The organism is Aquamicrobium terrae, from assembly GCF_040545735.1.
In the GTDB taxonomy this organism is placed as follows: domain Bacteria; phylum Pseudomonadota; class Alphaproteobacteria; order Rhizobiales; family Rhizobiaceae; genus Mesorhizobium; species Mesorhizobium terrae_A.
Map to the genome: position 1 here is coordinate 96337 of NZ_JBEPML010000013.1, position 22393 is coordinate 118729.

At 59.6% G+C, this 22393-nt stretch carries 20 protein-coding genes, 1 tRNA gene and 1 pseudogene; 8 read left to right on the forward strand and 14 right to left on the reverse strand.

Annotated features, from left to right (window positions below; genetic code table 11):
• The first annotated feature begins 109 nt into the window (after positions 1–109).
• Positions 110–1393, forward strand: coding sequence for a GNAT family N-acetyltransferase (locus ABID37_RS17905; RefSeq protein ID WP_354197245.1), 1284 nt, complete (start codon positions 110–112; stop codon positions 1391–1393).
• Between the two features lie 296 nt (positions 1394–1689).
• A tRNA-Leu gene (locus tag ABID37_RS17910) sits at positions 1690–1776 on the forward strand.
• A 549-nt stretch (positions 1777–2325) separates the two neighbouring features.
• Here the strand turns inward: ABID37_RS17910 and ABID37_RS17915 are convergent.
• Positions 2326–3246: a hydrogen peroxide-inducible genes activator gene (locus ABID37_RS17915; RefSeq protein ID WP_354197247.1), complete on the reverse strand. Its 921-nt coding sequence runs from the start codon at positions 3244–3246 to the stop codon at positions 2326–2328.
• Between the two features lie 280 nt (positions 3247–3526).
• On the opposite strand from ABID37_RS17915, the gene ABID37_RS17920 reads away from it, so the two are divergent.
• The gene (locus ABID37_RS17920) at positions 3527–5101 is read left to right on the forward strand and encodes a catalase (RefSeq protein WP_354197249.1); all 1575 of its coding nucleotides are present in this window, start codon (positions 3527–3529) and stop codon (positions 5099–5101) included.
• Between the two features lie 84 nt (positions 5102–5185).
• On the opposite strand, the gene ABID37_RS17925 is transcribed toward ABID37_RS17920, so the two are convergent.
• On the reverse strand, positions 5186–6394 hold the full coding sequence (locus ABID37_RS17925) for an MFS transporter (protein WP_354197251.1): 1209 nt from the start codon (positions 6392–6394) through the stop codon (positions 5186–5188).
• A 216-nt stretch (positions 6395–6610) separates the two neighbouring features.
• Positions 6611–7015, reverse strand: a complete 405-nt coding sequence (locus ABID37_RS17930) for a winged helix-turn-helix transcriptional regulator (RefSeq protein ID WP_354197253.1) — start codon at positions 7013–7015, stop codon at positions 6611–6613.
• 82 nt (positions 7016–7097) lie between these two features.
• Between ABID37_RS17930 and ABID37_RS17935 the strand changes: the two genes are divergently transcribed.
• Both ABID37_RS17935 and ABID37_RS17940 read left to right on the forward strand, forming a co-directional pair.
• On the forward strand, positions 7098–7910 hold the full coding sequence (locus tag ABID37_RS17935; protein ID WP_354197254.1) for an MBL fold metallo-hydrolase: 813 nt from the start codon (positions 7098–7100) through the stop codon (positions 7908–7910).
• A gap of 26 nt (positions 7911–7936) precedes the next feature.
• A complete protein-coding gene (locus ABID37_RS17940) occupies positions 7937–8731 on the forward strand; it encodes a metallophosphoesterase family protein (RefSeq protein WP_354197255.1) in 795 nt (264 codons plus the stop codon).
• A 65-nt stretch (positions 8732–8796) separates the two neighbouring features.
• Here ABID37_RS17940 and ABID37_RS17945 read toward each other — a convergent pair whose 3' ends face one another.
• The 11 genes from ABID37_RS17945 to ABID37_RS17995 form a co-directional block, all read right to left on the reverse strand.
• A complete protein-coding gene (locus ABID37_RS17945) occupies positions 8797–9588 on the reverse strand; it encodes an alpha/beta fold hydrolase (protein WP_354197257.1) in 792 nt (263 codons plus the stop codon).
• Entirely contained in the window at positions 9585–10610 is a 1026-nt protein-coding gene (locus ABID37_RS17950) for an AraC family transcriptional regulator (RefSeq protein ID WP_354197259.1), read from the reverse strand. The genes ABID37_RS17945 and ABID37_RS17950 overlap by 4 nt, the downstream gene beginning before the upstream one ends.
• Before the next feature lie 45 nt (positions 10611–10655).
• Positions 10656–11672 (reverse strand): nitrilase-related carbon-nitrogen hydrolase, encoded by a 1017-nt coding sequence (locus ABID37_RS17955; RefSeq protein WP_354197261.1) that lies wholly within the window; start codon positions 11670–11672, stop codon positions 10656–10658.
• A 287-nt stretch (positions 11673–11959) separates the two neighbouring features.
• Positions 11960–12664, reverse strand: coding sequence for a DsbA family oxidoreductase (locus ABID37_RS17960; RefSeq protein WP_354197263.1), 705 nt, complete (start codon positions 12662–12664; stop codon positions 11960–11962).
• Between the two features lie 36 nt (positions 12665–12700).
• Entirely contained in the window at positions 12701–13189 is a 489-nt protein-coding gene (locus ABID37_RS17965; RefSeq protein ID WP_354197265.1) for a hypothetical protein, read from the reverse strand.
• 308 nt (positions 13190–13497) lie between these two features.
• Positions 13498–14979 (reverse strand): oxidoreductase, encoded by a 1482-nt coding sequence (locus tag ABID37_RS17970; RefSeq protein WP_354197267.1) that lies wholly within the window; start codon positions 14977–14979, stop codon positions 13498–13500.
• 81 nt (positions 14980–15060) lie between these two features.
• Positions 15061–15675: a TetR/AcrR family transcriptional regulator gene (locus ABID37_RS17975; RefSeq protein ID WP_354197269.1), complete on the reverse strand. Its 615-nt coding sequence runs from the start codon at positions 15673–15675 to the stop codon at positions 15061–15063.
• Positions 15676–15916: 241 nt separating this feature from the next.
• Positions 15917–16702, reverse strand: a complete 786-nt coding sequence (locus tag ABID37_RS17980) for a YggS family pyridoxal phosphate-dependent enzyme (RefSeq protein ID WP_354197271.1) — start codon at positions 16700–16702, stop codon at positions 15917–15919.
• A gap of 42 nt (positions 16703–16744) precedes the next feature.
• A complete protein-coding gene (locus ABID37_RS17985; RefSeq protein WP_354197273.1) occupies positions 16745–17968 on the reverse strand; it encodes an MFS transporter in 1224 nt (407 codons plus the stop codon).
• A gap of 84 nt (positions 17969–18052) precedes the next feature.
• The gene (locus ABID37_RS17990; RefSeq protein ID WP_354197275.1) at positions 18053–19567 is read right to left on the reverse strand and encodes an MFS transporter; all 1515 of its coding nucleotides are present in this window, start codon (positions 19565–19567) and stop codon (positions 18053–18055) included.
• Positions 19564–20055 carry a GlcG/HbpS family heme-binding protein gene (locus ABID37_RS17995; RefSeq protein ID WP_354197277.1) on the reverse strand — a complete coding sequence of 164 codons (492 nt, stop codon included), beginning with the start codon at positions 20053–20055 and terminating at the stop codon, positions 19564–19566. The genes ABID37_RS17990 and ABID37_RS17995 overlap by 4 nt, the downstream gene beginning before the upstream one ends.
• A 111-nt stretch (positions 20056–20166) precedes the next feature.
• Between ABID37_RS17995 and ABID37_RS18000 the strand changes: the two genes are divergently transcribed.
• The 3 genes and pseudogenes from ABID37_RS18000 (at position 20167) to ABID37_RS18010 (ending at position 22121) form a co-directional block, all read left to right on the forward strand.
• Positions 20167–21054 (forward strand): LysR substrate-binding domain-containing protein, encoded by an 888-nt coding sequence (locus ABID37_RS18000; protein WP_354197279.1) that lies wholly within the window; start codon positions 20167–20169, stop codon positions 21052–21054.
• A 161-nt stretch (positions 21055–21215) separates the two neighbouring features.
• Positions 21216–21404, forward strand: a pseudogene (locus ABID37_RS18005) (helix-turn-helix domain-containing protein); the annotation flags it as partial.
• Between the two features lie 18 nt (positions 21405–21422).
• Complete coding sequence (locus ABID37_RS18010; RefSeq protein WP_354197285.1) at positions 21423–22121, forward strand: LysR family substrate-binding domain-containing protein; 699 nt, start codon at positions 21423–21425, stop codon at positions 22119–22121.
• Positions 22122–22393: the final 272 nt, after the last annotated feature.

Genomic DNA, 22393 nt, shown 5'->3' on the forward strand with positions numbered 1-22393 from the left:
CCATGGCAGCCGACCGCGTCCCCGGACGAGAGCCGGGGCGGCCGGCGTCGTGCGTCTCCCGCAGTGACCGCGCGGCGGAAGCCGGCCACGTCCGGGCAAGGGGTGCCTAGTGGCCGCCGCTCCCCTGATCGAGGAAACCAGCGGCGGGCCTGCCGGTACGCTGGTTTCGGAACTGGCCGGGCTGGCGCGCGAAGGGGTGGACCCCGCCCAGCTCGAACTCCTGACCAGCCGCCGCCCGCAGCGAACGCTGGCTATCTATCCGGCGACGGCCGGCTTCGAGCTTGTCGAGGAATTGGACCATCTCGGCGCGCGCACCATCGAGCCCAACATCTTCTTCAACCCGCGTTTCTTGGCGCCGGCCATGCCGCGCCTGGAAGACCGCGAGGTGAGGCTGGCGGTGATCCGCGACGGCGACGAGTTCCGCTCGCGGCTGCGGCTGCTGGTCCCGTTTTCCATCGAGCGACCCAACGTGCCGCTGGGGGGGCCGGTCATGCGGGCCTGGTCGAACCCGTTCGGGCCGGTCGGCACGCCGCTGGTCGACCATGACGATCCGCTGGGGGTGCTGGAAGACCTGTTCGCCATGCTGGCGCGCCCGCATCTGCGCCTGCCCAGGGTCATGGTGCTGCCCGACATGCGCCTCGGCGGGCCGATGGCGCGGGCACTGCGGTCCGCGGCGGAGGCGCTCCAGCTTACCCTGATCGTGACCGGCGAGGCCGGGCGCCCGGTGCTGCAAAGCGATCTCGACGGCGAGGCCTATCTCAAGGCGTCGCTGCGGGCGCATCATTTGCGGGAGTTCCGGCGCTTGCGGCGCCGGCTGGAGGAGACGGGCAAGGTCATCCATCAGGTCGCGCGCGCGCCCGATGAGGTGCGCCCGGCCATGGAGAGCTTCCTGGCCCTGGAGTCGGCAGGCTGGAAAGGCCGCAAGGGCACGGCGATGACGGTCGACCGCTATCAGGCGGCCTTTGCCCGCGAGGCCGTGCACAGGCTTGCCGAACGCGACATGTGCCGCATCCATTCGCTGATGCTCGACGGGCGGGTCATCGCCAGCCTCGTCGTGTTCGTCGAGCAGGGCGTCGCCTATACGTGGAAGACGGCCTATGACGAGAGCCTTGCCACCTTCTCGCCCGGCACCCTGCTGATGCTCGACGTTACCCGCCAGCATCTGGAAGACCCCAATATCGACTTCACCGATTCTTGCGCGGTGCCCGACCACCCGGTGATGAGCCGGCTGTGGGCCGAGCGGCGGCAGATGGGAACCTTCATCATCGGGCTGACGCCGGCGGCCGACAGGGCCGCACGTCAGGCGGCCTCGCAGATGCATCTCTATAGCGAGGCGCGCAAGGCGGTGCGCGGCCTGCGCAACCGGGCCCGCAGCCTTATCCGCAAGGGATGATCCGCCGGGAAGCGGCGGGCGCAGGCCGCAAGATTTTCCGGTTGTCGGCCCCGGAACCTATTGAGCATGTCCCTCGCCTTGTGTATGGGGCAGTCGGATGCCCCATTGGCGGAATTGGTAGACGCGGCGCACTCAAAAAGAGGTTTGTCTACCATGCGACAGAATATCGCGGCGAGTTGAAAAGCTGTTGTAAGTCAGAGGGTTATGGAGGTAGGAGAAAAGCAGTCGAAGAAGCCTCAAAATGCGCCAGGTGCAGAATAGGTGCAGAGCGCGGAGGATAGAATCGGCGGCAATGTGCGGGCGTGGCGGAATTGGTAGACGCAGCGGATTCAAAATCCGCCGTCCTTACGGATATGTCGGTTCGAGTCCGACCGCCCGCACCATCACTACAATCACCGCTCGTACTGATGCGAGCTCTCATGAACCTCACTAAGTGACTGAGCTCGCAACGACAGATTGACCGCCTGACTGCATGACCCGACTGCCATCCACGCATGCCCCACTCGTCATGCGATGTTGGCCTGAGAGACACGACAGAAACTCCTCGCAGTTCCTCACGCCATCACATCAGCGGGAACGCATGCCGCGCCGGGTCGGGTCAAGAGGGGTGGTCGAGCTGCCGTGCAGATATTGACACCTCGCGAATGATCTCGGCCAAGGTCTTCAAAATCCGCCGTCCTTACGGATATGTCGGTTCGAGTCCGACCGCCCGCACCATCACTACAATCACCGCTCGCACTGATGCGAGTTCTCATGAACCTCACTAAGTGACCGAGCTCGCAACGACGGCATTGACCGCCTGGCTGCATGACCCGACTGCCGCCCACGGATGCCCTACCGTCATGCGATGTTGGCCTGAGAGACACGACAGAAACTCCTCGCAGTTCCTCACGCCATCACATCAACCGGAACGCATGCCGCGCCGAGTCGGATCAAGAGGGGTGGTCGAGCTGCGGTGCAGATATTGACACCTCGCGAATGATCTCGGCCAAGGTCTGGCACTCTCTCACGCGGCTGGAGCTTTTGCGCCATGCAAGGCCAAGTGTGCGGAAGGGCGCCGGCTCTGCGAAAGGCACCACCTTGAGTTCGGGAATCGCCTGGCTGGCGGAGCATGCCAGCTCCGGGATCAACGTCACGCCTTGGCCGTGTGCGACCATCTGCAACAATGTCGTGAGGCTGGTGGCGCCGTAGTTCGAGATCGCAGTCGTGCGCACTCTGTCACAGACTGCAAGCGCCTGATCGCGCATGCAATGGCCTTCCTCGAGCAGCATCAACCGTTCGAGTGCTGGGTTGTCCGGTGGGACAGGCGGAGAGGCGAAGGCGGGATCGGCAACGGATACGGCAAGGAAGAACCGATCTTCGAAGAGTGGTTCAACCATGATCGCGGGATGATCGAGCGGCAGAGCGGCGATGATGGCATCGAGGCGCCCAGTGGCGGTCTCTTCGACCAGCGTCGCCGTCACCGCTTCGCGCAGCTCCAATGTGAAAGCCGGAAAGCGATTGCGCAGCGGCGGGAGCATGCGCGGAAGCAGATAAGGCGCAACCGTCGGGATGACACCGAGCCTGAATTGCCCCTCCATAGTCGGACGGCCTCTTTGCGCGGTGGCTTCGATCGCCCGGAGTTCCGAAAGAATGTGATCGATGCGCGGCTTCAGCGCGCGGGCATCCTCGGTGAGCGGTGCAGTCCTACCTCCTCGCTCGAACAGCCGCACGCCGAGCCGGGTCTCCAACTCCGCAATCTGCGCAGACAATGCGGGCTGGCTAATACCGGCTAAAGCGGCAGCCCGTCCGAAATGCTGAGTATCGGCCAAGGCCTCGAAATACTCCATTTGCCGGATGGTAAATTTGATCATAAGGCAAGGTTATCAAGTTTGATCGAAAAATGCAATTTGAACCTATGCCAACCACCCTGTAGGTTTGAATGGTTACAAACTCTGATCGGAGGAATCCAACGGTCTCGCGCGATGTCGAAAAGAACCTTGGCTACCGAAAGCTGACCCGTGCCGCCAGATTTTCGGAAGGCCGGCTTCCTCGACGCCGCAAACATCCCTCGCAGGGTTTCGCAGCAACCACACAGATAAAAATCAAGACAGGCACCCGAGATGACTTGCACCCCAAAAAAGGAAATGACACGTGACTGATAAGAGAGAAGAAACAGGCAACAGCGTTTCGCGCGTTGATGAGGTGTTGTACCGCGGAATCGTCAAACCGCAGACATCATCCACCAATCTTCACAACGGAGCCCCTGTCCCCTCGGAGAACCACTCCGTCACAGTCGGCCAGCAGGGGCCGAACATCCTCAGCGACGTCCATCTGGTCGAGAAGCTCGCCCATTTTAATCGCGAGATGGTTCCGGATCGGATACCCCACGCCAAGGGTCACGGCGCCTTTGGCGAGCTGCATATCACGGGTGATGTTTCGCGATATACCAAGGCCAAGCTGTTCCAGCCTGGCACGGTGACCCCTATGGTTACCCGTTTCTCGACAGTCGCCGGCGAGTCCGGTTCGCCGGACACCTGGCGCGACGTTCACGGCTTCGCTCTGCGCTTCTACAGCGAGGACGGCAACTACGACATCGTCGGCAATAACACACCGGTCTTCTTCGTCCGGGATCCTATGAAGTTCCCTGACTTCATCCACTCGCAGAAGCGCAACGGTGCAACCGGCCTCCGCAATGCCGACATGCAATGGGACTTTTGGACCCGAGCTCCTGAGTCAGCCCATCAGGTGACCTATCTCATGGGTGACCGCGGCACCCCGAAAACGACCCGTCACCAGAACGGCTATGGCTCGCACACCTTCCAATGGATCAACGAGGCGGGTGAACCCTTCTGGGTCAAGTACCACTTCATCAGCCGTCAGGGCGTCGCGAACTTCACCGCGAGCGAAGCCGAACTGACGGCAGGCAGGAACGCTGACTGTCATCGTGAGGACCTCTACCGGGCCATCGAGCGTGGTGATTTTCCGATCTGGGACGTGAAAGTGCAGATCATGCCCGTCGGCGATGCAGAGAATTATCGGTTCAACCCATTCGATGTGACGAAGACATGGTCGAAGAAGGATTATCCGCGCATCGACGTCGGGCATTTCATTCTCAATCGCAATCCCGTCAATTATCATGCTCAGATCGAACAGGTAGCCCTCAACCCCGGCAATATCGTCCCGGGTATCGGCTTTTCTCCGGATCGGATGCTGCAGGGTCGCTTATTCGCTTATGCCGATCAGCAACGCTACCGCATCGGACCGAACTTCAATCAGCTTCCCATCAACCAGCCGCTGCACCCGGTAAATACATATTCCCACCAAGGCAGCATGGCATACCAGTTCAACGAGGCAAAGGCGCCGACCTACTCGCCTAACCGCTTCGACAAGGGGGCCGGTTATCTGGATGACGGCGAGACCTCTTCCTCAGGAACGGATATCGATTACGGCGAGGCTCGCGACGTCTATGTGTCTCCGGATCCGCATGGCGCCAATCTGCGTCGCGGGGCTTACGTCAAGCATGCCGAAGATGGTGACTTCGTCCAACCCGGCATCCTCTACCGGGAAGTGCTCAACGATGATGAACGCGAGCGTCTGGCCGACAATATTTCGTCGGCAATGATTGGCGTTTCGGAAAGCGTCGAAGAACGTTGTTATTGGTACTGGTCCTCGGTGGACGAAAATCTTGGCGCCCGCGTCAAGGGACTGTTCGCGCAGAAAAAGTAGCTTGTCGTAGTCCCCCGTCCCTACGGGCGGGGGACTGTGCCCCAACAAGGCGTTCGATGACCGCGTTACGATTTCGGATGGCCCTCAAGCCAGCCTTCGCACCGCCCGCGGCGCGAGGCTCAATAGCCCAAGAAGCGCGAGGCTGAACCCGACCCAAAGCGGCGCCGTGAGGCCATAACCCGCGTCGATGCCGAGCCCGCCTGCCCAGGTGCCGGCCGCAAGGCCACCGGTGATGACAGAGGAATGAACGGCATTCACCATCGGGCCAGGATGTGCGGCGCGCATGACCCTCGCGGTCAACGCCGGATTCATCGTTATGCCGAACAGACCGATCACGATGAACGTCCCGATGCTGATGGTGGCGACCGAGGCGAAGAGCGCGAAAATAATAAGCGCTGCCGCCAGCACGGACAGTCCGGTGAGAAGCACCAGAAGGGTATAACGGTCAGCAAGACGTCCGACGATCAGATTGCCGATGACATTGGCGATGCCATAGGTCGCCAACAGCATCGGAATTGCCGAGGCAGGCAGACCGACGAGGTCAGTGAAGATCGGAGAGAAATAGCTGAACGCCGCAAATGTCGCGCCAAAGATGAGCGCGCTCGTCAGATAGGCCGCCCAGAGCCGCCCATTCCGGAGCGCTGCCAAGCTGGAGCGCAGGTCGGCGAATTCCGCGCGCTTCGATGCAGGGACGCCGATCGCAATCACGATGGTCGCGACGACGGCCAGAATGACAATTGCCGAGAAACTCGCGCGCCATCCGAACGTCTGGTCAATAAGTGCAATCGCCGGCACCCCTAGCACGGGCGCGAACATCAAACCCGCCAGCACGAGCGAGACGGCGCGGCCGCGGGCGTCGGCGCGGACGAGATTGGCGCAGATCGTCATTCCGATCCCGAAACATCCGCCGCTGGCGACGCCCTGGACGATGCGTCCAAGCGCCATTGTGGCGTAGTCCGACGCAATTGACGTCAGGACGCTCCCGGCGACGAACAGAATTAGCAGCAAGAGCAGTCCGGGCTTGTTTTGCACCTTGAGGAACAGAAGCAGCGCGGTGGCCAGCGGGCCGCCGATCGTCATGCCCAGTGCAAAAAGCGAGATGAGGTTTCCAACCTCACCAATCGAGACGCCGAACGCTTTGGAAAGTGATGGCATGATTCCGGCGACCATGAACTCGGAGGTCGTCGTGACAAAGATCGCCGCTGCGAACAGGTAGACGGGCAGCGGCATATTCGTGGGTGTGCTGCCCGACTCTCGGTTGCGCGGAGATTCCAGGTCAGGTTCAAGCTTCAAAATTCCCCCTCCTTGCGGATGTGTCGGCTAGAGCCGGACCGTTAGCTTCTTTTCGTCCATCGAGCAGGGGACGCCTTGTCGACGCATTACCGTCCGCCCATTGGGTGTGTGGCGCATCGAAAAAAGGCAGACGACGGGAGCGCCTGCGCTCGGATCGCGCCACCGGTTAGATCCTGATTCGCCTCGCGATGTCCGAGTATCCCGTGCGGAGTGATGTCAGGCCGCTGCGGACGACTCTGAGCGCAAGGACTCGTCTCCTCTTTGCTCCGGAGGCGTCCAAAAGGCGCCGCGCTGATCCAGGCGGGCCAAACCCCATTCTGAGATCACCTGAAGCAACCCCATCAGGCTGCGCCCTTGTTCAGTCAGGCTATAGCGAGAGCCGCTTCCGTTCTGAAACGTCGGGGGTGACTTGTAGAGTAACCCATCGGAGATCAGCCCTTTGAGCTGGCTCGCCAGCACTTGATCGGGTGCTTCCCCCAACATTCGCGCCAGCTCGGAGAAAGTTTGATAGCCGCTGAACACCAGCAGGAGGATGCGCGCTTTCCATTTCCCGCTGATCAGTCCGATGACTTCCTCGACCGGACAGGGATCGAGGGGAGCGCGCTTAGGTTGGTACGCCATGTGACAAGTTCTCACTCGGTGGTTCGTTTACTCAGAAAATTCTTCATCTAGCTTACCGCGATCCCGTCTGCTTGGATATCGGTTGAAACGATATTGGGACATCAAAGTCATGCATGTAAAAATTACTTATCTCGACACAGCGATGGCGATCATCGAAATCGGCTCGCTTCGGCTTCTTACCGATCCGGTGCTCGATGATGCCGGCACGAAATATGATGACGGCGTCATAGCGCTGGAGAAAACCACGCCATCGGCTATGTCGGTCGACGAGCTCGGCCGCATTGACGCTGTACTCCTCAGCCACGATCAGCATAGCGACAACCTCGACACAAGGGGCCGCGAGCTCCTAACCCGCATCCCTCTCATCCTGACGACGCCCGAGGCCGCGCGCCGGCTTGGCGCGAATGCTACCGGGCTTGAGCCTTGGCAGCAGTCCACCATCACGGGGGCCGACGGGTTCGCCATAACCGTTACTGCCGCGCCAGCGCAACATGGCCCTGACGGCACCCAGGATCTGACCGGCCCCGTCACCGGATTTCTGATCGACTGGGATGAACGGACTGCGCAGGGCCCGATCTACATCTCAGGCGACACCGTGCCGTTCGATGGCACCATCGAGATTGCAGAGCGGGCCGCGCCGGTCAGTCTCGCGCTCCTGCATATCGGCCATGTCAGCCCTGGCCCCGACGCAGGCATCCACTTATCCCTGTCCGCTGTCGAAGCGATCAAGTATGCAAACGATCTTCGCGCTGACGTCGTCGTTCCTCTCCACTTCGAGGGGTGGAAACATTTCAGCGAGGAGAGCGGCGCAGCGTTTGAGACGTTTCAGAACAGCGACTTCTCGACGAAAACACATTGGCTAAAGCAGCGCGAGAGCCTTGAACTTGATCTTTGAAGAGCGGTTCGGCCGTAAGAGGAGAGATGATGGTTGAAGCAATAAAAGCGAGTGAGCCGAAATTGAAGCCGGAAGCGCAGATCGACATTACAGCGCCGGATCGCGGCAATGAATTTACCGTGATCTATGCAGTCGGCGACATTCATGGTCGCCTTGATCTTTTGGACGAGATGAATTCCCTGATTGCAAAGGACATTGCGAGCAGCGGCGCTGAACGGCCTGTTATCTGCTATTTGGGTGATTACGTCGACCGCGGCCCGCACTCGGCTCAGGTGCTGGAGCGACTGTCATTACCATTCGCCGATCACGTGGCAAGAATCTTCCTCAAGGGAAACCATGAGGATCGTATGATCAAGTTCCTGGTGGATCCGGTATCGCACGGAGCAAGCTGGATGAATTTCGGTGGGCGCGAAGCGCTCGAGAGCTATGGCGTGCGTCCCCCTTCCGAAAGCGAAGGAACGTCCTGGACGGATCTGCGTCACCGCCTCGATCGGGAACTGCCGCAAAGCCACAAGAATTTTCTGAACAATCTGGCCCTCTCATTCCGGTGGCGCGACTTTCTGTTCGTGCACGCCGGGGTCAACCCGGAACGGTCGTTAGCGTCACAGACAGCGCATGACCTGATGTGGATACGTGAGCCATTCCTCAGCAGTGAGAACGATTGGGGCTTCAGGATTGTGCATGGACATGTGATCGTCGATCAGCCGGTCTTCCGATCGAACCGAATCGGCATCGATACCGGCGCCTACGCGTCGGGACGACTTACCTGCCTGGTTGTCGGCGCAGACGAAGAGCGCGTATTTGAGGTTAGGCGCGATTGAAGAACGGCCCACCATGCTGGCAGGCGATGAAACGAGACGGCGGCCGTCGTTCGGATTGATCGTGCTTACGCGTTGAGAAACGCGGCGATACGCTCATTGAACAGGGTGGGCTGCTCCAGATAGGGAAGATGACCTGCGTCCGTGAACCGGATTATCGTCGATTTCGGGATCAGCTTGTGCATCTCCTCGACACAGTATTCGGGCACGAAACCGTCACGCATGCCGCGAACCAGCAGGGTTGGCGCGGTGACGTCCGTTAACAGCGGGCGTTGATCGTATTCGATCAGTTCGTTGAAGATTCTCTGAATGTGGGCTGCATCCAAGTGCGATGCGGCTCGGCGAAAACCATTTGCGATTGCCGGATAGTCCTGGACGCCCATCAGTGCGATCAGCCGGTTCGCCCATTGCAGCGTTCCGTCCTGCTGGCCAAGGAGGGCGTATAGATCGCGCCGGGTGCGGCTATCTTCGGCTTCCAGATGAGCGAACGCATTTACAACCACCATGCGCCGAACGCGACCGGGAGCCTTTGCCGCGAGGTCGAGGCCGACGCGCGCGCCCTTGGAGAGCCCGCAAAGGTCGGCCGCATCGACACCTAAATGATCGAGCAGCCGTTCAAGGGTGTTCCAGTATTCGGAGAAGCTCACCTCTTTTCCTTCGGAAGCCCCTTGTCCTGGCAGTTCAAGGCAAATGACCCTTTGGCGGGAAGCGAAATAATTTCGCTGATAGATCCAATTTGACGCCTGTCCACCGAGACCGTGAAGAAAAACCACGGGCCTCCCGGTTCCTTCGTCCGTGTAGCGGATCCGGTATTTTTGCCAAAGCATATACATGGTGCCAGGCCGATCCTTGATCCTCATCTGCGTTCTGCGGAAGCGAGGCTGTTTTGAGTTGGGCTTGCGGGCGGCAGTGGGAGGGTGACGTCATCTGGCTGTTGACGCCGGAAAAGCCCGGGTCCCATTCCGTAGCTCCTCTTGAAGGCTCGATTGAAGGCCGCCTCCGATCGATATCCGACGCTCTCTCCTATCTCCCCTATGCTCCGGCGAGTCCGGATTAGCGAGTGTGCGGCGTGGGTCATGCGGATGGCTAGAAGAAGCTCCGCGGGCGTTTTGCCCGCCGCCATGCGAAAGCTGCGGACAAAACTCGCGCGTGACATTCCGCATGCCCGTGCCAATTGTTCGATCGTCCACGCCTCCCCGGGCTCATTCAACATGCCATGAAGCGCTCGATTCAGCCTCGAATCCGCCAACAACGCAAAAAAGCCCGGCACGGCGTGTGCCTGCTCGAGCCAGGCCCTCAGCAAGAGTAGCAGGAGCGCAGAGGCGAGGTGGGAAACGACTGCGCTGGCCCCTGGTCGCGGCTCGTTCGTTTCATCGCGCAATAGCCTTATCAGCGACTGCAACCCAAGAAATTCGACTCGTTCGGCGGTACGAACGAGAACGACGTCTGGCAAGGCGTCAAACAGCGTACGAGAGCCGGCCGCATCGAAGTGAAACTGCCCACAGAGAATGTCCGTGGCCGAACCGGCGGCATCGTTAGCCAAACGGAGAACCGGGGTCTCTCTGTAGACGGTGTACAAAGGCGTGGCGGCGTCCGAGTCAGCGGTATAGAGCCGGTGGGCGTGGCCGCGGGGGAAGACGAGCATGTCGCCCGTGTTCAAGGCCATAGTGCCGTGTCCCTCGACGTCGACCTTCGCTGCGCCTTCGACGACGAGGTGGTAAGGGGCGACATTTACTGGTGCGGCGGGATGCGCCATTCGCCAAGGAGCATTCAAGCGGCAGCGCGTGTCCAGTTCGGTCCGCACGGGATGCAGCAAGAGAAGTTGGCTCAGGGCGTCTTGTGGAAGCAATCCATCAATCCAGTCGTTACGATATCCATCCATTATACAGGGCCGTGCTAGGTTCCACACGGCCCTGATTTCCGACTTCTAGGATTCCTGGTCGGCGGTTTGTTCAGAATGTGCCGCTGGGTCGGTGTCGCGCGGACCTGTCTCGGCGCGGGTAATGCCGCGGATATGCGGGGTTGCTTTGCTATGAACGGCGAGGCTGAACAGATCCGGTCGTGAATAATGGCCAACCGAATCCCGGATCCGCTTGGAATTGGTGATTTCAGAGAAATCGAGATCAGCGACCAATATGCCCTCACCCTCGGTGAGAGGCGGAACGATATGTTGTCCATCGGGGCCGATGATCGCGGTCATACAGCCGCCGGTCAGCACGCCCTGCATCTTTGTATCGTCTGTGATGCTCGCGCGCTGTTCATCGCTCAACCAAGCCGTGGCATTCACGACAAAGCAGCCGCTCTCCAGGGCGTGATTCATCAATTGCGTCTCGGTCTGCTTGGCAAAGATGGGGCCGAAGATCGAGCCGATATATGTGGAAATATGGATTTCCTCGTGTTGCGCGATCAGCGAGAAGCGCGCGAGCGGATTGTAATGCTCCCAGCATGTCAGCGCGCCGAGGCGTCCGACCGTGCTCTCGACGACCTTGATGCTCGTGCCGTCGCCTTCATCCCAGATCAGGCGCTCGTGCGGCGCCGGCGAAATCTTCCGGTGATTGAGGATAAGCGCTCCATCGACGTCGAAGACGAGTTGGGTGTTGTAAAGCGATCCGTGGTCTCGTTCGGTGACGCCCACCGCCAGAACGATCCGGTGCCTGCGCGCGGCATCGCTGAGCGCATCCGGAACAGGGCCAGGGATTTGCACTGCGTTTTCGTAGAGGCGATTTTGCTCCGCACCCATGGCTGCAGGCGCCAGGACGGCAGAGAAGTACGGATAATATGGAATGAACGTCTCAGGAAAGACAACGAGTTGCGCTCCTTTCGACGCCGCTTCTGCGACCGCCTCGAGCACGCGGCGCACCGTTCCTTCGGTCGCTTCCAAATCGGGAGCGTATTGGACGGCCGCGACACGGACAGTCCGGGATTTCGATGTTGTTTGGGTCATAGTGAATATCCGCCTGGAGTGTTGGTAGAACCGCACTGGTTCGTCCGTGAGCAAGCCGCCTAAAGCGTTGGCCCCGACGAGACCTTCGGTCGATGGTGGCCGGAAGCCGCACCATCCAGACGGACCCTAAGCGCGCCGGCTGATAATCCCCATGCTTGAACGAGCATTTTTCTTGCTCGATCGGCTCATCCGCAAACTACGCGCAGGCCGTCGGCGGAAGCGCCTTCAGTGGCTTTCGCGCCACGGAGATCTCCCCAGGCGTTCACCGACGTTGTACGAAAATTGGATCAGCCACACGCTGGGGATCCCGTCTCCGAATTGGCGGGTTCGACTTCCGTAATGTCGTCCGCGACAGCTTCCAAGGCCTGGAGAAGCGTTGACGGGTCTTGAGCGCCTGAAAGGCGATACTTCTGGGCGAGCACAAAAAACGGCACGCCGGTCACGCCCAGACGACGTCCCATTTCGATGTCGTCATCGACGGCTTGCACGTACGCGCCTGACAGCACAGCTTCGGCTGCAGCCTGGTAGTTCAGCCCGATAGTCTCGGCCAGCCCGGCCAGAATTTCTACCCGGCTGAGATCGGCCTGCTCGCAAAAATGCGCTCGCTGCAGGACTTCCTTCATTTCCGCTTGCATGCCGTGCCTCTTGGCATGATGGAGCAATTCATGGGCCCGATGCGTATTCACGACTTTGCGATTTTCAAAGTCGAACTTGATGCCGAGAGGAGCGCCAGCCGCTTCGAGCTGACGGTTCGCCGCAGTCGCCTGCGCCTCTGTCCAACCATAGTGTTCCGAAAGATAGGTTCGGTGATTCTGGCTGTAGTTTTCGGGGATTTCCGGCGCCAGTTCGAAGCTGTGGAACTCTATGCTCACAGCCGGACGATCTGTTTCGGCAGCAAAGGTCGCTAGGGCGGCTTGCAGGCGATGCTTACCGACATAACACCAGGGGCAAGAGATTTCGGACCAGATATCGACTTTGATTGACTTACTCATACCAACCCTTTCACGCTTTTGGTTTCGGCTCGTTCTTTATTCGAGGCGTTGGTTTGGGGGCAGCGCCTGATGCTGTCCTAAGCCGAGGAGAGAGAGGCCCAGTATCAACAACTGCGTGGCCAGGATGTTGTCGGGCAAAGGACCGTGTGCTGCCGAGTTGAACAGTATGGCCACGGCAAGGCAGGCGAGATTCGTGAGCCCACCGGCAACGAGATAGACGCCTCCGGTCAGATTGAGCGTCTTTCCGATCCAAACCATGATGAGGGCAGATGCGGCCGAAACGAGCCAGAATATCAAGAATATTCCGCTATCCGTTGATAGCGATGGATCCTCTGCGACCATTGTGCCAAGCGCAACATGGGCGATGCCTATCGCCATCCAGTCGAGATAAACGGTCGGTCGCGCGATCTTGATCATCGTGATCAACAGTAGCACGCCTCCGAATATAGAGGTCATCCCCGGCCAATACTCGAAAAGCCTGATGTGCAACGCAGAGTTCAGCAGCGCTACAATCGCCAGGTTCATGAGGAGCAGTCCCAGTATTCGCAGCCTTACGTTATCGTAGCGGCCTTGAAAGCGGTCTGCTTTTCGAGCCCGAGATGCGGCCAGCGCGGCCGTCACGTGACGAATGAGGGGTGAGACGCGCATCGAGGGGGGAGATGCGCGTCTCGGGGGATGCTCACGGGTTTTGCGGCGGCTACTCATGAACACCCCGTTCGCAACGCCTCGGAACCGACTCCTCTCGGTGCCTGTCAGACGGAGCGAAATTCAGTAATGTGGTCCCTTGGTCCGGTCGTCCCTGCAGGGCTTGATCGTGTCGTTCCCCCATAAATTCAGAGCTCCGTGTAGCCTTCTGGTCCCGGAGTGTAGAAAGTATGGGGATCGGCATCGCGAAGCGGCGCGCCGACCTTCAGCTTCTCCACCAGATCGGGATTGTTGAGGTAAGGCCGTCCGAAAACGACGAGATCCCCTTTTCCGTCAGCCAGATCGGCTTCCGCTCTGGACGCATCATAGCCACCGCTCAGGAGGAACGCGCCGCGAAACCGCTCGCGAATCTGCGCCTTCAAATCTGCGGGGACTTGTGGAGCTCCCATGGAGCTGTGGTCTACCAGGTGAATGTAGACCAGCTCCAGTTCCGAAAGTTTTGCCGCGAATTCGAGATAGAATGCGTCGACACCCGGAAACGGCCCGGTATCATTGATGGCTCCATGGGGGGAGATTCGGATTCCGACCCGGTCGCCGCCGATAGCGGACGCGGTACGCTTGGCGATTTCGAGTGCGAATCTGTCCCGGCCTTCTCCGCCCCACTCATCGGATCTGCGGTTTGCGCTGGGATGGAGAAACTGCTCGATCAGATATCCGTTCGCTGCGTTGATCTCCACCCCGTCAAAGCCGGCTTCGACGGCGTAGCGCGCTGCTTGTACAAATTCCTCGATCGCGTGTTCGATCTCGAGCGTGCTCATCTGCGAGGGGACGGGATAGGGCTTGTGTCCCTCTGTGTCGGTATAGATATTTCCCTCGATCGCGACCGGGGACGGCGCCACGATTTTACTGCCTTCCGGCATGTTTGCGGGATGAGCGACACGCCCCGTATGCATGAGCTGCACGAAGATGCGTCCGCCCTTCTCATGGACGCGATCGGTGACCTTACGCCAGGCCGTGACCTGCTCTCGGTTGAAGAGTCCGGGGATCCGCGGTTGGCCGAGGCCGTCCGGCGACGGTGACGTTCCTTCAGTGATGATGAGACCACTGTCCGCCCGCGCCGTGTAATACTCGGCAACAAGATCGTTAGGAACATTGCCGATCGCGCGCGATCTGGTCATCGGCGCCATCACGACGCGATTGCGCAGTTGGAGCTGACCAAGCTGGAAGGTGGAAAATAGCTGTCTTGTTGCGGCCTGTCCCTTCTCGGCTGTCCACCTCTCCAGAGCGGCCGCGTCACCCCAGGTCGTTCCGACCGGATGGTTCGCCACCCAGGCTTCAGCGAGCTTGCCATGCTCGATCCGCCACACCTGGAGGCTCGCACGGCTTCGTTCCTCTCCGCTGTCCTTGTCGGTCCATTTGAAGTCGACGCGATACCAGGCGCGTTCGCCATCGAAAGCGTGGTCGTAAGCGACGATCCGCATATTCGGTCGATCAGACCGAAGACGCTCGATCTCGCTTGCATACTCTTGAGGAGAAACGATGCGCTCGCCGGCGTCCTCATGACGGATATATTTTTCGGCGACACAACTCGGGACGAGGTCCAGCTCGCCGTTGTTCCACACTCGCTCCCAGCGATCGAAAAGCGCTTTCGTTGATTCAAGATTTTGCACGATCGGTAAACTCCTGGTCGATCGAAGCTATCGTGGGCGTAAGGCGCTCCACTCGGCTTGCGTGTTCTGCGGATGCGCCCCTCAGGGCGCGGTTGAATTGATCATGACCCCGCGAACCCAGCCGCAGACTATGTCCGCGAGGAGCTCGTCGTTCGGCTCTTCGCGGGCGAGCGTCTGCCAGGTCCAAAACTGGATCGCCGATCCGACGGTCAGCGTGAGTGCCCGGAGGTTTGAAGCTTCCGGATCAAGATGATCCGACAGGTCATTCTGGACGCTTTCAAGATAGGCCCGAACTTTGCCCATCGGCTTCGCGAGAGCGGGCACGTCGGCCTCGTCCCGATAGGTCAAAGCCCACATACGTTCGGTTCGGCGGTAGTAGGCGTAGAGCTGGCTCAACGCGCAACGCAGGCGTTCGATTCCTTGCTCTTGTTCCCAACGGGATGGTTCGGGCGGGGGATTGAGGTCGAACCAATGCGATGTGCAGGCTTCGAACAGGTGCGTTTCGTCTGAAAAATGCCGGTAGATCGTCAGCCGCTGAACATTAGCCTTTTCCGCAATCGCGCTGATTGTCGTAGCCCGAGGCCCGATTTCGCCATGCAAGGCAACGGTCGCTTCGACAATACGTCGCCGCGTTTCCTCCTGAGAGATGGCCCGTTGACCCAGCTTGTAATTCCGCTTCTTCATTTCATTGAACATACATGTTCAGCGAAAATGTGCAAGTGAAAACCACTCCGTCAGCGCGAGCTGCCGCGGCAGCCTGGCTCGAGACGCGTGACGCTGGAAGATGGTATGAAGCCGGTCCCTGCGGGGTCCTCTAAGAAACAAGGAGAGTGGGAATTCCGTGCCAGCCTCAGCATGTGGCCATTCCCCTGACCCGTCGGGGACCTGGCCTTGAAATGTCATTGGCTTGAGCCGTTTCCGATCACTGCGGGCTTGGTCAGACCGGCGCAAAACCGGGCCAATAATCCGAATCCGAAGTCGGCCGCTTTCCAAAGATGGCTTGGCCCACGCGGACGACGGTAGCGCCTTCCTCGATTGCCACCTCGAAGTCGCCCGTCATGCCCATGGAAAGTTCAGTGAACTCGGGGTGATTCTGGAGCAGTTCGTCCCGAAGGTGTCGTAATAGGGTGAAGCAGGGCCGGACCTTCATCATGTCCGTGCTAAACAATGCCAAAGTCATCAAGCCCCTCGGCCTCAATCTGGGAAATCTTTCAAGATCATCAGCGAAGGTCATCAGCTCGCTGGGCTGAAGGCCAAACTTGCTTTCTTCGCCGGATGTATTGACCTGTACATAAACGTCGAGAGTGCGATTCTCGCGTTCAAGTCGTGAATTGAGAGTGTCGGCTAGACGAACGCTATCCAGGGCGTGGAACTCTGAGGCGAAGCGCGCAAGGTATTTGACTTTGTTGGTCTGGAGATGGCCGACGACGGCCCAGTCAATGGCCAGGTCGTTCAGCGCCTCTCGTTTTGTGATCGCCTCCTGAATCTTGTTTTCGCCGAAACAACGGATACCGGCTTCAAAAGCGTAGCGGAGAATATGCGCCGGCACCGTTTTGGTAATGGCGAGGAGCCGGACTGAAGCAGGGTCGCGCCCGATCCGCGCGCAAGCCCGTGCGATGCGGTCCTCCACCGAGGCGAGATTGGCTCGGAATGTCGAAAACGGATCGCTGCCAAACCGCTGAGCATCCTCCTGTGACAGCGGGCTTCTCAGTGGTGGATTCATCGTCAGGTCCTCGTTATATGCAACAACGTGTCGCACCTTTTCTTAGGCGTGCTGTCTCGGTCGAAGAAACGCAGATAGAACAAGCATGATCAGAGCAACAATGAGGAGCAGCAACATCGAGAGCCTGAAATCGTCACTTTGGTCTCTCAGGTATCCGACGAGAAGCGGACCGGAAGACGCTATGACGTAGCCGGTCATCAGGACGAACGCGTTCCAGGCGGAAGCCTCATCTTCATCTCTCGTGTTATCAAGAGGCAGAGTCATGCCTAGCGTGAATGCTCCAGCGAGCCCGAACCCGGCAACCGAGACACCTGCGAAAGGACTAAGACCGGGTAGCAGTGTCAGCGCCGCCAAGCCGAGCAAGGTGCAGCCTGCGCTGAAGGCGAGCCAGCCCCTGCGATCGAGATCTTTGCTGAAGGTGCCGAAAACCGGAACCGACACAGTAAAGACAAGAGTAAACGCTGCCAGTACAAAACCGCCGAGTGCGCTCGTCTCACCTTGCTCGATGAGGAATGGCACCAGCCACGCGACGACGCTGTAGAATAGAAAATTCTGACATCCGAAAAAAATAGCGATCGCCCATGCTTTTCGGTGGCGCCACGGGAAGCGGTGGATCGTTCTTCGACGTTCGGTCGTCTTTGTTCTTCGTGCGATGAAAAGCCATGCGGCGACAGCGGGAATGCCCAGCAGGCTCCAGACACCAGCCCCATAACGCCAGTCATCTCCGAAAAAGCGGATGACTGGCTCGGTCAGACCAGCCGCCAGCGTCGCGCCAGCCGATAGCGCCGTTGCATAGATTCCGATTACAACCGCAGCCTTCGCCGGGTAGCTGGCCTTGACGAAAGATGCGACCAGAGTTTGCGAGACGGCGATACCGACACCGACGCCGGCGGTAGTTGCCAAAAGCGTGAATGTGTTCGGCGCAAAGGCTCGACACAACGTCGAAACGGTCAGGATTAAAAGTGCCCCTACGATCGTGCGATCCCGGCCGAAGCGACGAGAAAGCCACGGTGCTGGGAACGCCATCAGTCCGAGCAGCAGATTTGGGATTGAGGTGAGTAGCGCTGCGACCGTATGCGAGAGGTGAAACTGTTCCTGGATCGACGATAACAATGGGCCGACCGACACGAGACCAGGCCGTAGATGGAGCGCGACCAATACAATGCAAAATAGCGCTACCGGAAAGCTGATCTGAACCGGTGCGGTCTCGTTGCCCGAGGTTGCGATAACCTGCCTCGTCTTAGGTTTGTTTGTCGTCTGATCCATTATCCAGTTCCGATAACGTCTTTAAGCCTATTCGTCACATCTGAGCATGATGCATGGGTCTCGCCATGGTGCGAAGGCGCGCATCTATCGGCTTCGCATCAACCGATAGACCAAGAACGAAGAGATGAGCGCGAAGACAGCCGCGGTCAGAAGCGCGATGGAAAAGCCGAACGAGAAGGCCGTTCGCGCGTGTTCAATCGCGAGTTCACGGGCGGGTCCCGACAGCCCGGCGACCGCGTGCGGCAGGTCGCCGGCGATGACCGCGTCGGCGAAGGACGACGTCGGCGCGCACGATGCACCGCAACCCGGATCGACCAGTCGGCCACGGACAGCGGTCGCCAGCACGCCGCTGAGCAAGGCGAAGCCCAGCAGGATGCCCGAGAAGCGAGAGGTGGTGCTGATCCCGGAAGCCATTCCTGCGCGCTCGCGCGGAACGACGCTCATAATGGCTTTCTGGGTCTCGCCGTTCAGGAGCCCGCCGCCGCTGCCGAGAACGAGCATTCCCATCATCACGACCGGCCAGGCTCCCAGTTGCGCTCCCCATGCCGTCGATGCGTTGCCGATGCCGACGAGCCCGAGACCGATCGCGAGAATCGCCCTCGGTGAAAGACGGTTTCCGAGAATCCGCCCGACCTGCGGGAAAAGCAGCATGGCGAGCGCGAAGGGCAGCATGGCGAAGCCCGCTTCGAGGGCTGACCGGCCCAAACCGTTCTGAAGAAACAGCGGCAGCAGTGACGCCATGACTTGCGCTGCGGCGGCGTAGGCGAACATCGCCCAGACCGCGCCGACGAAGCGCGGATTTGAAAAGAGCTGCAGATCCAGCATGGGGCGCTGCTGGGACCGCTCTGCGACGATGAAAATCCCAAGCGCCAAAGCGCCGCCGATGAAGCCGGCCAGCGCGCTCGCTGAGGCCCAGCCGTGAGCCTGACCGTTGATCAGGCCCCAGGTCAGACCGAACATCGCCGAGGTGAAGGACACGATGCCCGCCGGGTCCAGCCGGCGGGCCGCAGCGTCGCTCGACTCCTCCACCAGCAGAACGGCCGCAGCCGCCAACAGACCGCAGATCGGGGCATTGATGTGGAAGGCCCAGCGCCATCCCAAGGCATAGGCGATCACGCCACCGATGATGGGCGCCAGGACCATGGTCAGGCCCATCATCGCGCCCCAGATCGCCCAGGCCCGATTACGTTCGGCCTCGACGTGGAAGGTGTGTCCTATGATCGCGAGAGCCGGAGCGAGCAGGAACGCCGCGCTGACGCCCTGTAGGGCGCGGGCAAGGTAGAGCGCCATCGCCGACGTCGCCAGGCCGCACATGAGTGACGATATGGCGAACGAAACAATACCGATCAGGAAGATGCGGCGCCGGCCGAAGCGATCGGCGATCGCGCCGGCCGGAAGAAGCAGCGACGCGAAGCAGAGGACGTAAGTGCTGATGACCCATTCGATCTCGGCGAAACTTGCCTGGAAATCGCGTGCAATCGTCGGAAGGACGATCGCCACGACGTTTGTGTCCAGTACAGTCATCGCGCAGCCAGTCGACGCAGTGAGCAGTATGAAGAGCGGGTTTGCGGACCTGCGCGTGAGTGCGATGTCGCTCATTTGTTGATCGCCGCGACGCCGGCCTTTGCGATCAGCTCGTCATGATCTGGAGTATCGGCGGATACGCCGATGGCGCCGACGACCTGGCCGTTGACGACGATCGGAAGACCTCCGCGCATGAGAACAAAGCCTCTGGCCGTTATGGCTGCGGGGCGCTGACCGTTGATCGCGTTCTCGAGCGCTCCGCTCTCGCGGCGAAACAGCGCCGCTGTTCTGGCTTTGCCAGGCGCCAACTCGACGCCAGCGGGAACTGCGGCGTTGTCCATACGCGTGAGCAGAATTGGCGATCCTGAGTCGTCGACAACGGAGATTACGCACGGCCAACCTTCTGCAGAGGCCTTCGCCTCGGCGGCGGCGGCCACGGCGCGAGCGGCTTCCAGTGTGAGAACCTGGCGTGTGGGCAGCTCAAGCGCAAATGCTGGGGCGGCGAAGACGGTGGCCGCCAAGAGAGCGGCGGAGAGACGTGGGAACGAGGGCGTACGTGGCATGTGCGGCTCCTTGACCTTTTTGGGTCGTGTTCTAGCGGCTGCTCTAATTTCTCGCATTGTCGGTTATTTTCCTTATTATTAGGCTTCACCTAATTCACAGGCGTTGTCTCGATGGAACTCCGGCATCTCAGATATTTTGTCGTTCTTGCGGAAGAGCTGCATTTCGCTCGTGCGGCGGAGCGGCTGAACATCGCTCCGCCGACATTGACCGTGCAGATCCAGGAGGTCGAAAGGTCTCTGTCCGCCAAACTTTTTGTCAGGACGAAACGCTCTGTGGCGTTGACACGTGCGGGAGAGATCTTTCTTGACGAGGCGCGAGGTGTCCTCGAGCAGTTCGGGAGGGCGCAGAGCGTCGGACGGCGCGCTGGTCGTGGCGAGATTGGCCGGGTCGAAATCGGCTATGTCGGATCAGCGGCCTACGCTGGCGTGCTCCAGGACCAGATAAGTGACTTCCTTAAAGCCTGGCCGGGCGTTGACCTGAACGCGCAAGAGACCGTAATGGGCTTGCTTCCCAAGCTCGTTGTCGGCGGACAAGTCGATGTGGGATTCGTTCGGTTACCGATATCGATCCCTGAGGCGTTGCAGTATCATGTTCTACTGCGCGATCGGTTTTGCCTCGCGTTGCCGAAACAGCATCGAGCGACGGAGGATTTTGAGCCGGTACGACCTGCCGATCTCAAAGACGAGCCCTTCATTTCCCCCGAACAGAGCGCAGGGACTTACGAGCTCGCCAGGCGCGGCGGCTTCCATCCGAGGATTGTGTCGGCTCCCGGAAGCTTGCTGGCGGTTCTGACCCAGGTTTCCCTGGGCATAGGCATCTCTGTCATTCCAACCGCCGCGTGCGGCGTACTGAACCTGCCCGGGGTAGAAGTTCGGCAGGTCAGCGGCGAGCCTATCGCCTCCGAAGTCGCTGCGGTTTTTCGCAGGGATGAGACGTCCCCCGCGGTCAGCAATTTTGTCGCGCAGCTTACGGCCACACCTGTGCGGGAAATGTCCTAGTGCCGACATGGTCGATCGTATGCTACAAAGCCATATTCATTTGTCGGCAATGTATGCTATCGTGACCTACTAGAATCATCTTCTTGTCGGCGCCAGACGGTAAACCGTGTGTGAACGGCAGGAGCCAAGGAGTTGGGGGGCTGTCGGTAGTTGCACATGTTATGCCTGACTTGTCCCTTGACCTCCGATATCTTCGGTACGCGATGGTCGCTGCCGAACTGCGAAGTCTCAGGAAGGCTGCCGGCGCGTTAGATGTCCATCAATCCACAATCAGTCGACGCATACAGCTCCTTGAGAAGCGGCTTGGATTTCCGCTATTCACGCGGAGCTACGGCGGCATAGCGCTGACGGAGGCCGGGCGATTGTTCTTGGCTGAGGCAAGCCGAAGCGCGCTGGAATTGAGCCAGGCGGCGGAAAAAGCCACTTTGGCGCATCGGGTACAGAGCAACCTTCTTCGAGTCGGCCTCGGCCCTGGTCTTGTGATTGGAGCAACACAGGAGCTGTTAAAGGGATTCGGGAACCTTCAGCCTAAAATCAAGGTGACGATCCACGAGGCATCCGCGCCGGAGCATTTTGACAGTATCATCCGAGGCGCGATTGACGTTTGCATTACCGAGAGCGACATGGCTTTTCCGGGGTGTGCATCTGAAGCGCTATGGCGTGAGTCACCTTGTGTCGCTTTTCCTGCACAGCATCGTCTCGCTCGCAATGAGACCGTATCCTGGGAGCAACTTGCCGACGAGACGTTCCTGCTTTCCGGACAAGGAGCCTTTTCTGAAGAGATCCGGGAGATGCTGTGTTCCCGTCTTCCGCGCTCCTGTGATCGGCTCATCGTTCACGACATAGGGTTTGAAAGCGTATTGCGCCTGGTGGCGATCAATTATGGACTCGCTTTTGTCTGCAGTTCTATGGCTCGGTATGTCATGGACGGAGTGGTCTTTCGACCCATCGCTGGAGAAAGCGATGGCGTTCGCCTCAGGGCAATCTGGGCAAGACGCAACAAAAGCGTGTCGTTGCTAAGGTTTCTGTCGGCGGCACGAACATTTTCACGGAGCTGCATCACCTGAATGCCTGCCGGTCAACGGCTCATACTCCCTCGGCCCGACATCGCGAAATCTGCTTAATAATTCGGCGATTACCCTTAACACTTGCGCGTTTTCATCCTCCGTTCCGATCGATATGCGCAGTTGATTTCTCAAGCGCTCCTCATCGAACCATCGAACGTAAATGCCCACTTCCTCGAGTGTCCGTCGTCGAAACATTTGGCGCAGGTTTGGCGTGGCGTTAACGGAGAGCGGGCCTCGTCAGGGGTTGGCTTTTAGGCGGCGAGCTTGCGGTG

Excerpts from the sequence above, each read along its gene's own strand:
- ABID37_RS17915 (WP_354197247.1), bottom strand. The coding sequence starts at position 3,246 with ATGATCAAATTTACCATCCGGCAAATGGAGTATTTCGAGGCCTTGGCC.
- ABID37_RS17930 (WP_354197253.1), bottom strand. The coding sequence starts at position 7,015 with ATGGCGTACCAACCTAAGCGCGCTCCCCTCGATCCCTGTCCGGTCGAG.
- ABID37_RS17940 (WP_354197255.1), top strand. The coding sequence starts at position 7,937 with ATGATGGTTGAAGCAATAAAAGCGAGTGAGCCGAAATTGAAGCCGGAA.
- ABID37_RS17945 (WP_354197257.1), bottom strand. The coding sequence starts at position 9,588 with ATGAGGATCAAGGATCGGCCTGGCACCATGTATATGCTTTGGCAAAAA.
- ABID37_RS17950 (WP_354197259.1), bottom strand. The coding sequence starts at position 10,610 with ATGGATGGATATCGTAACGACTGGATTGATGGATTGCTTCCACAAGAC.
- ABID37_RS17955 (WP_354197261.1), bottom strand. The coding sequence starts at position 11,672 with ATGACCCAAACAACATCGAAATCCCGGACTGTCCGTGTCGCGGCCGTC.
- ABID37_RS17960 (WP_354197263.1), bottom strand. The coding sequence starts at position 12,664 with ATGAGTAAGTCAATCAAAGTCGATATCTGGTCCGAAATCTCTTGCCCC.
- ABID37_RS17965 (WP_354197265.1), bottom strand. The coding sequence starts at position 13,189 with ATGAACCTGGCGATTGTAGCGCTGCTGAACTCTGCGTTGCACATCAGG.
- ABID37_RS17975 (WP_354197269.1), bottom strand. The coding sequence starts at position 15,675 with ATGTTCAATGAAATGAAGAAGCGGAATTACAAGCTGGGTCAACGGGCC.
- ABID37_RS17980 (WP_354197271.1), bottom strand. The coding sequence starts at position 16,702 with ATGAATCCACCACTGAGAAGCCCGCTGTCACAGGAGGATGCTCAGCGG.
- ABID37_RS17985 (WP_354197273.1), bottom strand. The coding sequence starts at position 17,968 with ATGGATCAGACGACAAACAAACCTAAGACGAGGCAGGTTATCGCAACC.
- ABID37_RS17990 (WP_354197275.1), bottom strand. The coding sequence starts at position 19,567 with ATGAGCGACATCGCACTCACGCGCAGGTCCGCAAACCCGCTCTTCATA.
- ABID37_RS17995 (WP_354197277.1), bottom strand. The coding sequence starts at position 20,055 with ATGCCACGTACGCCCTCGTTCCCACGTCTCTCCGCCGCTCTCTTGGCG.
- ABID37_RS18000 (WP_354197279.1), top strand. The coding sequence starts at position 20,167 with ATGGAACTCCGGCATCTCAGATATTTTGTCGTTCTTGCGGAAGAGCTG.